Raw genomic sequence first — 15426 nt, 5'->3', positions numbered from 1 at the left:
TGAATTTGGGAACCAAAAGGCAAAGAGCAAAGAGGCCGTCCCCCAGTCATCATTGATGACCAGGGAACGGTCTCTTTGCTCTAAGTATTTATACAAGTTATGGCGATGCCCACTGATGGTGGATGCTATGCTGATGTTACACCGACACCGACGCTGCATGGGGCGAAACCGGATCGGTAAAAAGCCGAGTCAAGTAGCAGCGGCGGTATCATCACGGAAATCGGTAAGCATCCCCGACCATGCTCGGCAATAGAATCGTCGCTCACCTGTAACGAATCGTATTGACGTTATTCCCGCATTTTTCGGCGAGTTACCAATCTAACGGACTCCACAGTCGTTATTTATCACCAATGAGCGCAAATCGGCCCATTTTCCCCTAAATAACACTTCTCAGATCCGTTAGAATTGTAAACCTCCCATTTTCGCGCAAATAACGTCACTCCGGTCCGTTACAGCATTTTTTGAAAACCACATCGAGTTTTGAAACCACATCCAGATCTCCGTCAAACTCATCGAGCTCATCTTCTCGGATAACCTCCTTCTGCGTTCAAATAACGAAAGTTGAAAACGAAATTTATGTCGAAGTATTGAAAAAAATGTCGAAACTGCGTATTCTTTACATAAGAAGATCGTCATTGTTTTTGACTCTTCTTCTACTCTTTATAGCAAGTATTCCGTACAGCGTATTAGCACTGTTTTTGCTAGCATTCTTGCAATTTTGGCCATCCCATTGTAGAGTGCCGTGTTACATAACATTTGTCGGACATCATTTTTTCGTTTCGCCAAGAAATTCATATTGTTTTTATACATAACTCGGCCGCAGGCGCCGAACTCTCTTCATTCTACCGGGAATCTACGGGTTGCCAAAACGAAATTACTCACCATATATCAAGGTTCCGTGCAGGGAATCGTATTTGTTGTTCTCTTCTTAACTATTAAGCTTTTTTACCCGGCTAAAATAACATGATGGCCGGCTTTTTCCATAATCTCATGAAATACGAGATTACATTATGAAAGGGGAGCAAGTTATGAAGAGAATCAACCTCAATAATACCCGGATAGGAGTTAAAGTGAGTTTGCCGCTGATCGTGGCCATCCTCGCTTTGGCTCTTGTCACCACCCTGGCTTGTTACATGAACAACCGGATTTCCGATCGGCTGGTCAAAGGTCTTTACGACGAGGTGCATCAAAGCTCTTACTGGCTGATCAATGCCGACAGGGACTATTACCAGGCCTTAACGGCGGGGATGGAGATGGAAAAAGCGAGCACCGAAGAGGAGCTTGCCGCCTACAAGAAAGACTATCTGGACAATCTCCAGCAGACGAGCGACCGTGTCATGGAAGCCAAGAAGATTATGATGGCGAATAAGGACGTATTTGAAGGCTACAAGCATAAGGATTCTCAAAAGACCGTATTTGAACTGTTTGACGCGTTCGACAAGGACTTCAGCACGAATAAATCGCTGTTTGATATGGATGCCAATAAACCGGTAGATAAAAAGCAATATTTGGACTCATTCACAACGGCAAGAAGCAACCTGGATCAAATCGAACAAATTATAGATGATTACGGCAGCGATGTCATCAAAGAGGACAAAGCATTCACCGCCAATTCGAGAGTATTGATGATCGGTATTTCCGCGGCCGCAGCCGCAGTTTCCATTGCTTTTGGAATCATGATTTTCATTTACATCGATAAGAGAACCAAGCTGGCGGTCAGATTGATCCAAAAGACGGCAAAATTCGAATTGAAGCTGGACCACGGCTACGAGAAGTACCTTAACGATAAGGATGAATTCGGTGTAATCATACAAGCCGAATCCGCAGCCAGAAAGGAATTCCGCGAAATCGTCATCAAGGTTGTGGGGGAGACCGACGAATTAAAGAAATCCATAGAAACGGCAAATGACAGCCTGGCGGAGCTTTGCGAGGGAGTCGAGGAGATATCGGCTACCACCGAACAGCTGTCGGCAGGGATGGAAGAAACCGCGGCGTCTACTCAGGAAATGAACGCCTCAGCCGAGCAGATTGAGGCTGCAGTTGAAAATATGGCCGAAAAAATGCAGGAGGGAGCCGTCTCCGCCTCCGATATTTATCAACGGGCCGAGGAGCTGGGCAAAAACTTCAACAAGTCCTTTGAGAGCGGAGCAAGGATTTTTGCTGAAGTAAAGGAGAAAGTAGAGCAGGCGTTGGAGGAATCCAAGAGCGTTGAGCAGATTAACGTTCTAGCGAACGCCATATTGCAGATTACCAATCAGACCAATCTGCTGGCCTTGAATGCCGCCATAGAAGCGGCAAGGGCAGGAGAGGCCGGCAAAGGTTTTGCCGTTGTCGCCGGTGAAATCAGAAAGCTTGCCGAAAATTCGAAGAATACCGCAACGCAAATTCAGGAAATTACGCAAGTCGTTACGAATTCCGTCGGCAATCTTGCTGAAAACTCCAATGAGCTTCTGAGATATGTAGGAGACGAGGTGCAGGAGGATTACAGACTGATGCTGAACGCGACGAAGCAATACGGCGACGACGCGTATCATATCAGCGGGCTGGTGACGGAGCTGAGCGCCACTTCGGAAGAACTGCTGACCTCCATTCAAAATATCGTGACATCCATTAATGAAGTGACGTTAGCCGCCTCCGAAGGAGCTGCCGGAACCGGAAATATTGCGGAGAAATCCGCAATCGTTGCCGACAAAGCCACGGAGATCGATCACGTCATGAATTCGACAAACGAGAGAGCCGTTGTTTTGAAGACGATGGTATCGAAATTCGAAGTGTAAATAGGACGGAATGGAAGAGGGTGTCTCAAAGGCCATCATAGATGACTTTAGAACACCCTCTAAAACTTATCATTAACAACAAACAGAACAGAAAAACCTGCCAGATCGCTGCCAGGTACCGGATCGACTTCGAGGATTTGCGTTAAAACAAATGGTCTGGTCAACGGCGTCCCAAAACGCCGCATTCCTCCGATACTAGAAATAGAGGCATTTTATGGCCTTATTCTACTGAAGAGGCCTCATTCTGGATGAATAACACCGTTTTATGGCCTTATTTCTTCGGAAAGTCCCGCTTCCCCTCGGTTTTGGACGTTTTGCCGAAAATAGGACCATTCTGCACCGCTATTTTCAGAAAAATGCAGTTTCGGAGTGAAATAAGGCCATTTTATACCGTTATTCGAGAAATCGCCGCTTGTTGCCGATTCCAGGCCAGGCCAGGACAGCCCGGCCCCGTTCAGCGCTTACCGTCCCCGAACAGCCAAAGTCAAAGAATGCCGGTCCCGAACCCGATGGTGCTGAACCCGGACGCGCAGGAGCAGCTCATCCTCGATGCCGAGCTCCCTCCGGCTGACCGGACTGCCGTCAAGGCCTGCCCGTACGTGGACTTGCGCGCCGTACATCAGGTTTATCGGCGATTTGCCTAAAAGCGGGAGCAGATTCAATAGAAAAAATGAGGGTGCAGGGAAAACGCCTGGGCACTTCCTTCCATTTCACTTTTGATTCCTATTCAGTTAAAGTGAGGGGTTCGTCATATGAGCTCATTTACTTTTGGGACAGCCTTTTATGTTCCATTATGAAAATTGGATCTTAACTTCCCTGGGCAAGCTTCTTCCGCGGGCCGTTCCGGTCCGCTCGGGAGTGGCGAATGAGCTCGGCGTAATAGCCGCCAAAGTTCAGCAGTTCCTCATGCGTTCCTTCCTCGGCGATGCGGCCGCTTTGGATGACAATGATGCGGTCCGCGTGCTGCACGGTGGAGAGGCGATGCGCGATGACCAACGTCGTTCTTCCGGCGGATACGACATTCAGGGCATTCTGGATGAGCTGCTCCGTTTGGGAGTCCAGGTTGGCCGTGGCCTCGTCAAGGATAAGGATCTTAGGCTTGAACGCCAGAATCCGCGCGAAGGAAATCAGCTGGCGCTCTCCGGCGGAAAGCCCGCTGCCCCTGTTGGACAGCCGGGTATCGTATCCGTCTCTGAGGCGTTCGATCATCGGATGGGCGCCGATCCGCCGGCAGGCCCGGATAACCTCTTCCCGGCTGATATCCTCCCGGAAAAGACGGACGTTGTCGATGATCGACCCGGAGAACAGGAACGGGTCCTGCTGAACCAGCCCGACGATGCGGTGCAGCGATTCGTGCGGCAGCTTGCGGATATCGGTGCCGTCGATCTCGACGGTTCCTTGATCCACGTCATAGAAGCGCGTCAGCAGATTGACGAGGGAGCTTTTGCCCGCGCCCGTCGTCCCGACGATGCCGATGAACTCGCCCGAACGGATATGCAGGTCAAGGCCATGCAGAACCTCCTGCCCGTCCGTATAGGAGAAGCGGATCCGGTTGAAATCGACCCGGCCATCCACTGCCGCCGGGCTGAGCAGCTTCGTCTCTTCCGGCTTAGGCTCCTGAACTTCGGGTTCGGTCGAGAAGATCCGCCACAGCCGGTCCATGGACACGATCGTCGACTGCAGCGTGTTCCACTGCTGGGTGATCTGGTTGATCGGCTGGAAGAATTGGCGAATATAGCTGATGAAGGCGTACAGCACCCCGAACTCGATGCGATGCCCCAAAACCGCGTAACCGCCCATCCAAACGACAAAGGCCACCGACAGGTTGCCCAAAATATCGAATGAGCGGTTGAACAGCACCGAAGCGCGAACCTCGCGCAGGTTGGCTTGCAGATAAACGGTATTGCGATCGGAAAACCGGGAGGCCTGCTCTTTTTCCTGATGGAAGGATTGGATGAGGCTCATGCCGGTCAGGTTCTCCGCGGTAAAAGCGATCAGCCGGGACAGCAGCGAGCGGGCCCGCTGGTAGCTGGTGCGCAGGTATTTGCGGAAGGCGACGGCGATCCCTACGATAATAGGAAATAGGATCAGGCAGTATAAAGCAAGCTGCACGTCGAGCGCAAACATAAACACGACAACCAGAATCAGAGAGAGGCCGTCGCGCACGAGACTCAGCAGCACCTGGGTGAAAAACTGGTTGATCGTCTCCGTATCGCTGGACTCGTTCGTGACCAGACCGCCCATAGAGTTGCGGTCGAAGAAGGACATAGACTGGTTCGTGATGTGCTTGAACAGGTCCTTTCGCAGCAGAGCGACGATGCTCTGGCCAACTCGCTGCAGCAGGTTCGCCTGAAAATAAGCGAAGGCATCGCTGAACGCTTCAAGCACGAGGTAAGCGAGGGCCAGCCCCAGCAGGATACGCGGACCGTAAGCGCCAAACAGCACTTTTTCGTCGATCGCGTATTTAATGAGATAAGGCTGCAGCAGATCGGCGGAAATAGCCACGAAGGTCAGGGCAAAAACCGTCAGAAACGCTTTGCGGTGAGGTTTGGCGTAGGATAGCAGGGCGGCGAACGCTTTGCGCCGGTTTTCCGGGGATACTTCGTACCGCCGGGGGCTCTTGGTGTCCGAATTAGCCGGCATCGCTTTCCCCTCCTTCCTGAATCTCGTACAGCGTGGCGTACAGACCGTCCGATTTCAGCAGCTCTTCATGCGTACCCTGCTCCACAATCTGGCCGTCTTCCAGCACGATGATGTGGTCGGCATGTTTAACGGCGCTGATGCGGTGAGCGATGATCACGGTCGTTTTGCCTTTTCGAGCCTCGCGCAGGTTGGACAGAATCTTCGTTTCCGTGACGGCGTCGACCGCACTGACGCTGTCGTCGAGGAGCAGAATCGGCGCGTCCTTGATAAGGCCCCGGGCCAGGCTGGTCCGTTGGCGCTGCCCGCCGGACAGTGTAAGCCCGCGCTCCCCGAGCTCCGTTTCGAACTTATCGGGGAACTCGGCGATATTGTCGTGCAGATCGGCCAGCTTCGAGGCATGCACAACTTTGTTCAGCTCCGATAGCCGGTCAAAAAATGCAATGTTGTCGCGAATGGTCGTGCTGAACAGGAATCCGTCCTGAGGCACGTAGGCGATTTGGGTTCGCAAGCTTTCCAGCGACAGATCGCGGATATCCTTGCCGCCGATGAACATCGTTCCCCGCGGCGGGTCGTACACGCGCAGAAGCAGCTTGACGAGCGTCGTTTTGCCGCTGCCCGTCCGGCCGACGACGCCAAGCGTTTTCCCCGGCTGCAGCCGGAGATGGATGTCCTCAAGCGATTCACGCCCGGCATCGGGGTAAGTGAAGGTCAGGCCGCGGATTTCAATGTCCGCATCCTGTTCCTTGAGCTCCAAGGCCTCCGCCTCTTCCCGGATATCCGATTTTACGGACAATAGCCGGTTCAGCCGGTCGACCGATGCCCGGGAGCGCTGCATCAGATTGATCACGTTGCCGATCTGCCGCAGCGGGTTCATGATCATCCGCAGATAGAGGGTCAGCGCGACGAAATTGCCGAGGGACAGCTTCCCTTGCGTGACAAGCAGTCCGCCGTAGGCGATCGCGATCACCATCGAAACCGCACCGGCGAAAGGCAGCAGCACCTGAAACAGCGAGCTCATCCGTACGAGCGAGAGCTGATTGTCCAGGATCCGGTCGACCGTCTTTCCGAAACGGGAGCGGGCGATTTCTTCCGCCGCGAAGCTTTTCGTTACCTTGATCCCTTCGAACTGCTCCTCCGCCGACTCGGTCATGGCCGCCAGCGACTCCTGCACCTTGCGGGAGCGGTCGCGAATTTGGGGGCCGAAGCGCACCACCATAAAAGGAATCGAGACCAGCGGCAAAATGCAGACCACGATCAAAAGCGCCGGTATGTCGCTGACCACCATCATCACGATGACGGAAACCAGCAATACCGACGCATTAATGCTTTGATTCAGTCCGTTGGCGATCGATTCCCGGACGCTGGTCACATCGTTCATCACATAGCTGAGCAGCTTGCCGATCCCGTTCTTGGAGAAGAAAGCCTCGCTTAATTGGGTAAAGTGCTGGAACAGCTGCTGCCGGGTCCGGAATTCGAAAATCCTTCCCAGACGATGGTTGACGTATTGCCCGATTCCGAAGCAGAGGCCGTAACCTACTGCGATGCCCACCAGAATCAAGCTGTAAATCATGATGCCGTTTTTCGTTAAGCTGCCCTTCTGCAGTTGATCCGTGAAATCCCCGAGCACCTTCGGAAAATACGAATAGGTAATATTGGCGGCCGCCAGGAACAGCACGGCCAAGATATACTGCAGCAGATGCGACTTGATATGATCGAACAGCAATGTTTTTCCCCGCATAGGGCATCCCGTCCTCTCCGTGTTTTGCCGTAGATCCGTTTCTTTCCGCCCACGTTCGTTTCAACCTTTTTATCATACGGCAAAATAGGGATACCATCAAACCCGAAAATTACAATCCTTTCACCAAACCCCCGTCCACAAGCAGCGTCTGGCCGGTCACGTAGGTATTGGCGAACGAGCCGTAAAATACGACGTGGCGCGCGAATTCTTCCGGCGTCCCGGGACGTCCCAGGGGAATTTGCCGGGCGGCCTCGGCCTGGACATCCTCCAAATGTTGGCTGAGCAGTTCAGCCCGTTTGAGGTCCAGTTCCAGGATCCGGTCGGTGGAGATCCGCCCCGGTGCGACCGTGTTGATCAGAATCCGGTCGATGGCGAACTCGGTGGCCAACGTTTTGGTCAAGGACTGCACCCCGGTGCGAAACACATTGGACAGAATCAGTCCGTCGATCGGCTGCTTGACGGAAGAGGACGCCATATTCACGATTCTTCCGGCTCCGGCGGCTTTCAGGTAGGGCAGCGCCTCGCGAATGAGGCGAATGGGACTCAGCAGGCTGAGCTCAAAGCCCTTTTGCCAATCCGCGTCTTCCATATCTTTAAAGGAGCCGGGCGGCGGCCCTCCGGCGTTCGTCACCAGCACGTCCAATCCGCCGGAGGTTTTGGCGGCGGTATGAATCGCATGGCGGATATCTTCCCCGCTCGTCAAATCCATCCTCACGATTTCGGCCAACACGCCGGTCAGTTCATGAATCTCGTCGCGCGTTTCGGCAAGCTGCACCAGGCTTCGGCTGGCAATGGTCAGCTTGGCGCCCTCTCGCGCGTATTGGAGCGCGACCGCTTTGCCCAGCCCTCTGCTGGCCGCGGCCACAAACACCGATTTATCCTTCAGCAACAGGTCCATGTCAGGACAACCTCCTTGTTTTTATAGCTTATTAATATATAACTTGAACCAATGAAAAAGTAACTTGGCAAGAGTGTGAAATGTTCTGACAGAAGCTAAAAGCTTTCTGAAAGAAAGCTGCACCTTAAGCATACGCTTCGTTCGCCTTTGTGACCGGATTTCTACTCCATCTGAATGTAAACAATCAAAGAAATCCGGGAACAACAGCGATCGAAAGAATATTTCACACGGATGCCGCTATACCTATTCAGTCTTTTGGTTCAATTTATATAGAACTTCTTCTTTTATTTTCCATTGTATCCCAGTTCGCGAAAAGTAAATATATTTTCAAATCGGTCATTTTCATTTCTTATGCCGCTTGGGCATCTTCGGTATGATTTGTACATGAATCTTATGTACGAATGAGGTGTATGGTATGAACAAAATGTTGGCCGAGACGGGCAAGGGCAAAACGAAGCGCAATACTTCGCTGCGCCTGTCGAGGAAAAGAGGAGAGCAGTTGTCGGGATACCTGTTTATTTCGCCGATGATGATCGGTCTTACCGTGCTTACGATTGTTCCGACCGTGATCTCGCTGATCCTCAGCTTTACGGACTGGAGTTTTATCGCCGGGATCGACAGGATCAAGTTTACGGGCTTCAAAAACTATTCGCTGCTGTTCCATGACCGGGTGTTTAACATTTCGCTGAAGAATAATCTGGTTTTGCTGCTGGTGGTTCCGATTCAGCTCATTATTTCGCTGGTGCTGGCTGTCGTCATCGACAAGCTGGTGTACTTGAAGAATGTGTTTAAGGTCATTTTCTTTATGCCTTACATTTCAAGTATCGTGGCCGTGGCGATCGTGTTCCAATTGCTGTTCCACCCTTCGTATGGGCCGATCAACCAGTTCCTCAGGGCCTTGGGTGTCAAAAATCCGCCGACCTGGCTGGCCGATATGCATTACGCGCTGCCGTCGGTCATGATCATTATGATCTGGGTGGGGATCGGTTTCTCCCTGATCGTATATATGGCGGCGCTGCAGTCGATTCCGAAGGATCTGTACGAATCGGCGGACATTGATGGAGCGACGACATGGACGCGGTTCACCAGAATCACGTTCCCGCTGGTATCGCCGACGACATTCTTTTTGCTCGTCACCGGATTCATCAGTACGTTTAAATCCTTCGATATCATTAAAGTGTTGACGGAGGGCCGGCCGGCTTACCATACGTCGGTGATCACCTACTACTTGTACACGACGGCGTTCGAAAACCTGAAAACGGGCTACGCTTCTTCAATGGCTTGGGTATTGTTCGCTTTCGTGCTGTTAATTACGCTCTTCCAATTGTACGGACAGAAAAAATGGGTCAACTATTAAAAGCGGGGTGTCTTTGTGGATAAACGGAACGTAACCGGCAGGACGATTGCCACCCTTCTGATGACAATTGCGGGGATTGCTTTTATACTGCCTTTTCTATGGATGATTTCAGCCTCCTTCAAGCCGGAGGTGGACGTGTTCAAATATCCGATCGAATGGATTCCGCAGCATTGGAACATTCGGCAGAATTATCACGACGTATGGTTCGGGGAACATCCCTTCGCCGTCTATTATTGGAATACCGTCAAGGTCAGCATACTGACGACATTGATTTCCGTGGTGGTCTCCAGTATGGCGGCGTTCGGATTCTCGAATCTGGAGTTCAAAGGGAAAAACGTACTCTTTATGATCGTACTGATGACCTTCATGATTCCGAGCTATTCGATCATTGTGCCGCAATTCATGATTTTCAAATGGCTTCACTTGTTCGATACGCATCTCGGGCTCATTCTGATCGGCTCTTTCAGCGCCCTGGGGACGTTTATGCTGCGGCAGTTCTTTCTCGGGCTGCATAAAGATTACCTGGATGCCGCCAAAATAGACGGCGCGGGCATCGGCCGGATTTTTGTCCAAATCGCCGTTCCGCTCGTTCGTCCGGCGCTGGCGACTTACGCGATTTTGCGGTTCATCTGGACCTGGAACGATTACGCGAACCCGCTTATTTTCCTGCGCAGCGACAACTTGGAGACGATCCAGATCGGCATTCAAAAGTTCGCCTCGGAGAGCGGCGCTTTCTATTCGCTGATCATGGCGGGGACCGTTTCGGCCATCCTTCCGCTGATCGTGATCTTCGTCATTGGACAAAAACAAGTGATCGAAGGCATTTCGATGGGCGGCGTAAAAGGGTAAAAATATTTCTTAACAGGTAAAAATAGACGCTCTGAGAGAATGGGCAAATCAGGTAAGTTTAGGGTGCCAAGCAAATTGTGCAACTATATGGGAGGGTTAACAATGAAGAGAAAATGGTTGTCGCTCACGACGGCCGTGCTGCTGGCTGCAAGCCTAGTGGCCGGCTGTTCCGGCGGGTCGGGAAATTCGGCGTCGGACAATGCGAATAATCAAAACAGCGGTTCAACAAACTCGGGTGCCAAAGAACCGGTTACGATCAAGTTCTTGGGCTGGGAAAAAGCGGCCGTCTACCAACCGGCGATTGATGCTTTTGAACAGAAGAACCCGGACATCAAAGTTGAATACGTACCACTTGTTGAAAACGATTCCAACGAAACGATTAAGAAAATCGATTTGATGTACGCATCCGGCGAAGATTTTGACGTATTCTCCTTGAACTCCGCCCCGGCGTTCGCCCAAAGAGCCGCAAACGGCATGCTTGAGCCGCTGGATGATTATCTTGCCAAAGAAGGCGTCAAATACGAAGACGAATACAAAGCCGAACAACAAAAAGTGGACGGCAAAAGATTTTCGCTTCCGGGCAAATTCGGCCCATGGTTCGTTCTGCTGAACAAAGACAAACTCGATGCCGCCGGTCTGGAAGTACCAAAGAGCTGGACCTGGGATGAGTTCCGCGATTATGCCAAGAAGCTGACCTCAGGCGATGGAGCCAATAAGGTCTACGGCGCTCACTTCCATGAATGGAAGGACTACTTCCTGCTCAACCTGTACAGCGCGCCTGAAAACCAAGGCATCATGAAAGACGACGGCTTGACGCTGAACGCGGACAATCCGCTGATGAAGCAATCGCTTGAGCTTCGCTACAACATGGAAAAGGTCGATAAATCGTCGACGCCTTACCAAGACGTTATTACGCAAAAAATTCCTTACCGGGATCAATACTTCCAACAAAAAGGCATCATGATGCCAACCGGCCCATGGATGATTCCGGAAGCGGGCGGCACGGACAAAATCCCGGCAACCTTCGTATCGGCGTTTGCTCCATGGCCAACGAACAACGCGGGCGACGAAATTTATTCTTACGGCGGTGCCGACTCGCTCGTCATTTCCTCCGCGTCGAAGCATAAGGATGAATCTTACAAGTTCCTGCGTTACTTGTCCACGGAAGGCATGGCGCTGACGAAACAATTGTCCGCATGGAAAAAAGCCGACCTGAACAAGGAAGTTGACGAAATCGTTTCTTCCACGCCGTCTCCGGACAAAATCGACAAGGATTCTTTGATCAACGTGCTTAGCGTGACCAAGCTGCCGGTGCCTCCGGTAACCGTATCTTACGCAGGCGACCTTGAAAACGCGTATATCGCGGAAGTCGACAACTATATGCTGGGTAAAACCGATATCGATACCACGATTACCAATATCAAGACCAACCTGCAAAAAATTATAGATGCGAACAAATAATCGAAAAATTATAATGAATTCAGGGGGATAACGATCCCCCTCTTTTATCTTTTTTGCGAACGGGAGGGAAACGCCTTGCGATTTCCATTTTTGGGCTGGAGACAGAAACTCATCATGACTTCACTTCTGTGCCTTTTTCTCCCTTCGGTAATTACGCTCGTCATCACCGGAGTATATACGAAAAGCGAGCTCAGGAACAAGGCGGCCGTAAAGGCGGAGCAGTCGCTGGAGGTGGCCGAGCTTTATGAATCGAATCTGATGAAGGATATGGTGAACGCCTTTAATCTGATTCAATACGATACGGAAATGATTACGGATCTGCGCGTCGCCTGGAACAAATACAAGGTGGATAACCAGGCAAGCGTGGACTTTTTTTCGTTTAAGCAAATTACGGAGAAGCTGGATCGGATCGCGTTTTTCGGCGGCAAAACCTATGTGACGATTCTGCTCCCGAACGGCCTTTATTTCAGCAACTATTCTACGTATAAGAACGATCTCGGATTTATGTACCAGGAGCCGTGGATCCGGCAGCTCGCCAAGGAACCGGTCAATACGACGTATTGGCTGGGCACGCAAAAAAATTACGTGAACGCGGACGCCGAACAAACGCCGAATCTGGTCACGATCGTGCGGACGATCCAGCTTTACAACAGCGGCGTCAACGCCTACATTGTTCTCAGCAAGCCGGAGGATCAGTTCAGCCAGATTTTTGCCAAATATGCTTCCGACCAGACGATGATGGTGCTGGACGCGGACGGAACGGTCATTTCCCATACGAAACGGGATCAGGTGGGGAAAACCTTCACGGGCAAAAGCGCGCCGGACGGGGAGTACAATGTCGTTACCTGGAACGGCCTTAAATACCTATCCATCAGCCACGAGCTTCCGTTCGCCAATTGGAGCATGCGGAGCTTAACCCCCTATGAAAGCGTCACCAATAAAATCGGGAATCTGTTCAATAAAGTATTTATTTTGCAGACGATCTTTTTCGCGCTGTTTGCGATTGTGCTGTTCACTTTCCTGAACCAGTGGACCAAGCCGATCATGCGGTTGTCGAGGACGGCTTCGAAGGTGGAAAAGGGATTTCTGCACGTGCGTTCCAAAGTGACCGGGCGGGATGAGGTCGGCCATTTGGGTTTGGCCTTTGACCGGATGCTTGAGCGGGTTGAGGAAATGATCCATCAGATCGAATGGGAGCAGTCGCGAAAGCGGATGGCCGAACTGGAGCTGCTGCAGGCCCAGGTCAACCCGCATTTTCTGTTTAACACGCTCAATTCGATCCGCCTGCAGCTGATCCTGAACGGGGAGCATGAAATCGCCGGCACGATCGCCTCCCTGTCCGCGCTGCTGCGGATGAGCATCAACCGGAACAACGAGTTTCTGCCGCTGCACGAGGAGGTCGAGACGACCCGGCATTATATGCAGCTGATGAACTTCCGGCACCATGACGGAGTGAAGCTTCATATCAACCTGGCTTCGGATACGCTGCTTGAATCGGTGCCGCGGTTCACGCTCCAGCCGCTGGTCGAAAACGCCTATAATCACGGACTTAAGCAAAAGGAAGGCGAGATTTCCATCTCCGCCTGGAAGCAGACGGATTTTCTCTATATCGAAATTAAAGATTCCGGAGTTGGCATGACAGAGGAGAAGCTGCAGGAAGTCCAGAGCGGGACGCCGGTTTCCGGAATCGGGCTCAAGAACGTCAGGGAACGTCTGCAGATCATTTACGGAGAGCCTTTTGCCATGGAAATGAACAGTTCGCCCGGCTTGGGCCTTTCGATCACCTTAAAGATACCGCTAACCGCCAGGGAGGAAAACAAGCATGTATCAGGTCATATTGGTAGATGACGATGTGACGGTACTCGAATTCTTAAAAAAATTAGTGCCATGGGATGAAATGGGATTCGAGCTGGTCGGAGAATATACGAACGCCCTCGATGCGATTCAGCGATGCGGCGAGGTGCTGCCGGATCTCATCATTACGGATATCGGCATGCCCGGTATGGATGGGCTTGCCTTGATCAAACGGCTTCAGGCGCTGGCCAAAAACATTCACTTCGTGATCTTGTCCTGCCACGACGAGTTCCACTTCGCCCAACAGGCCGTGCATCTTGGAGTGCAGGATTATATTTTAAAAGAAACGCTCAGTTTGGAGGGAATTCAGGAGACCATGGGGCGGGTGAGGTCGAAAATCGAGGCGGACCAGCACCTGAAACGGCATGTCGACCATTTGAACTATCAGGCTCACCGCAGCCGGACGGCGCTCAAGGAGAAGTGGCTGCGCAATCTGCTCACAAACCCCGTGTTGGATGATCGGGTTTTGCTTGAGCAGCTGCGGGATTTTGGAATGCATACGGAGCTTGGGCATTTCATTCCCGTCTGCTGCCGGATTCATCGCTTCCACGATGCGATCGACCGTTACATCTATGAGGATATGGTGAAGTTCATTGTGGAGAATGCCGTGGAGGAGCTGCTTCGCGAGGAGCCAAACGTGCTGTTCTTCAGTTATTCGGCGCAGGAGTTTTTCTGGCTGTACGCCTGCCGGAAAGAGCTTGCCACGAACCCTTACGAGAAGCTGGCGCAAATCGCGCACCATATCCAGCACGCTTTTGCTAAATACTTGAAGATTGAGCTGTCGGTTCTGATCGGGGAGATGGTCACCGAAAGCAGCTGCATCAAACGACAGCTGCCAAAGCTGCTGTCCGGGGTGGACGATTTTTTCTATGCCCCCGGCCCGGTGATCGCCAAATATCACGACATTCCCGGCAAGGTCAAACGGGAGGACCTGTTCACGCATTATTCCGAATACAGCGACAAACTGAACCGGCTGCTGATTGAAGAAAACGGGGATATTGAGTCGGTCGTCGATCGTTTCTTCGAATTTATCCGCAGCCGCAAATTTCAACCGTCCGACGTCAAGCAGTTCGTCTGGAAGCTGGCGCTCGATCTGCAACTGAAGCTGAAATTCAATCAGCAATTCGATAAGGAACGGGTGCAGCATGATATCGTACAAATGCTGAACGCCAGCGAGATCCGCGATTGGCTTCTGCAGTTCATGCGGGAGGCGGTAATGCATGCCGAGCAGATTTCCAAGCAGAGCAAAAAATCGGAAATCATCGACGCCCAGAAATTCGTGCAGCTCAACCTGCACCGGAAAATCGCGCTCGAAGAGGTCGCCGACCTGCTGCATCTGAACGTCAGTTACTTCAGCCGGCTGTTCAAGAAAGAAACGGGTGAGAGCTTCATCGAATACGTGAACCGGATGAAAATGGAGAAGGCCGAAATGATGCTGACGAACCCGGAAAATACCGTGGAGAAGGTCGCGCTGATGCTGGGGTACGACAATAAAAGCTATTTCGTCAAGTTGTTCAAAACCCATTTCGGCATGTCGCCGAGCCGGTTCATCTAGGAGGGAAGCGAGGCCGCCCATATTACTGCAATAATGCAGTTATTTTGGCCCGTTTTGGCTCTACCGGAACGAAAATACTGCAGTTACCTCTGAGCCCTCTAATGAAACGGTGGCCCACCCTAAGAATTGTTGCATAATGTGCAGAATTTTGAGTCTGCCGGACGGCTGCCGCAGGTTTATGTTGTAAAATGTACAACAAATTCCTGCAAATTGGTTGTGAAATGGCCGTAAGAGCCAAAAATGCTGTACGAAATACAACATTTCAGATACTTTGACCGGGTCATGGTGCAATTG

10 protein-coding genes are annotated in these 15426 nt (G+C 51.6%); 6 read left to right on the top strand and 4 right to left on the bottom strand.

The window, feature by feature from the left end:
- Window positions 1-1028 precede the first annotated feature (1028 nt).
- Window positions 1029-2777, top strand: a complete 1749-nt coding sequence (locus ACI48K_RS23295) for a methyl-accepting chemotaxis protein (RefSeq protein WP_475030028.1) — start codon at window positions 1029-1031, stop codon at window positions 2775-2777.
- 461 nt (window positions 2778-3238) lie between these two features.
- On the opposite strand, the gene ACI48K_RS23290 is transcribed toward ACI48K_RS23295, so the two are convergent.
- From ACI48K_RS23290 to ACI48K_RS23275, 4 genes are all read right to left on the bottom strand, one after another.
- On the bottom strand, window positions 3239-3397 hold the full coding sequence (locus ACI48K_RS23290) for a hypothetical protein (protein ID WP_475030027.1): 159 nt from the start codon (window positions 3395-3397) through the stop codon (window positions 3239-3241).
- Between the two features lie 187 nt (window positions 3398-3584).
- Entirely contained in the window at window positions 3585-5420 is a 1836-nt protein-coding gene (locus tag ACI48K_RS23285) for an ABC transporter ATP-binding protein (protein ID WP_475030026.1), read from the bottom strand.
- Window positions 5410-7158 carry an ABC transporter ATP-binding protein gene (locus tag ACI48K_RS23280; RefSeq protein WP_475030025.1) on the bottom strand — a complete coding sequence of 583 codons (1749 nt, stop codon included), beginning with the start codon at window positions 7156-7158 and terminating at the stop codon, window positions 5410-5412. The genes ACI48K_RS23285 and ACI48K_RS23280 overlap by 11 nt, the downstream gene beginning before the upstream one ends.
- 109 nt (window positions 7159-7267) lie before the next feature.
- Window positions 7268-8056: an SDR family oxidoreductase gene (locus tag ACI48K_RS23275; protein WP_475030024.1), complete on the bottom strand. Its 789-nt coding sequence runs from the start codon at window positions 8054-8056 to the stop codon at window positions 7268-7270.
- Between the two features lie 415 nt (window positions 8057-8471).
- Between ACI48K_RS23275 and ACI48K_RS23270 the strand changes: the two genes are divergently transcribed.
- The 5 genes from ACI48K_RS23270 (at window position 8472) to ACI48K_RS23250 (ending at window position 15132) form a co-directional block, all read left to right on the top strand.
- Complete coding sequence (locus tag ACI48K_RS23270) at window positions 8472-9413, top strand: carbohydrate ABC transporter permease (RefSeq protein ID WP_475030023.1); 942 nt, start codon at window positions 8472-8474, stop codon at window positions 9411-9413.
- Window positions 9414-9473: 60 nt separating this feature from the next.
- Complete coding sequence (locus tag ACI48K_RS23265) at window positions 9474-10262, top strand: carbohydrate ABC transporter permease (protein ID WP_475030050.1); 789 nt, start codon at window positions 9474-9476, stop codon at window positions 10260-10262.
- 102 nt (window positions 10263-10364) lie between these two features.
- Complete coding sequence (locus tag ACI48K_RS23260; protein WP_475030022.1) at window positions 10365-11723, top strand: ABC transporter substrate-binding protein; 1359 nt, start codon at window positions 10365-10367, stop codon at window positions 11721-11723.
- A 75-nt stretch (window positions 11724-11798) separates the two neighbouring features.
- Window positions 11799-13571 carry a cache domain-containing sensor histidine kinase gene (locus ACI48K_RS23255; RefSeq protein WP_475030021.1) on the top strand — a complete coding sequence of 591 codons (1773 nt, stop codon included), beginning with the start codon at window positions 11799-11801 and terminating at the stop codon, window positions 13569-13571.
- The gene (locus tag ACI48K_RS23250) at window positions 13546-15132 is read left to right on the top strand and encodes a helix-turn-helix domain-containing protein (protein ID WP_475030020.1); all 1587 of its coding nucleotides are present in this window, start codon (window positions 13546-13548) and stop codon (window positions 15130-15132) included. Before ACI48K_RS23255 ends, ACI48K_RS23250 begins: the two co-directional genes overlap by 26 nt.
- The last annotated feature ends 294 nt before the right edge of the window (window positions 15133-15426 follow it).

The organism is Paenibacillus terrisolis, from assembly GCF_056171975.1.
Note: the sequence above shows the minus strand (reverse complement) of the source record. Positions and strands in the feature narration are given on the sequence as shown.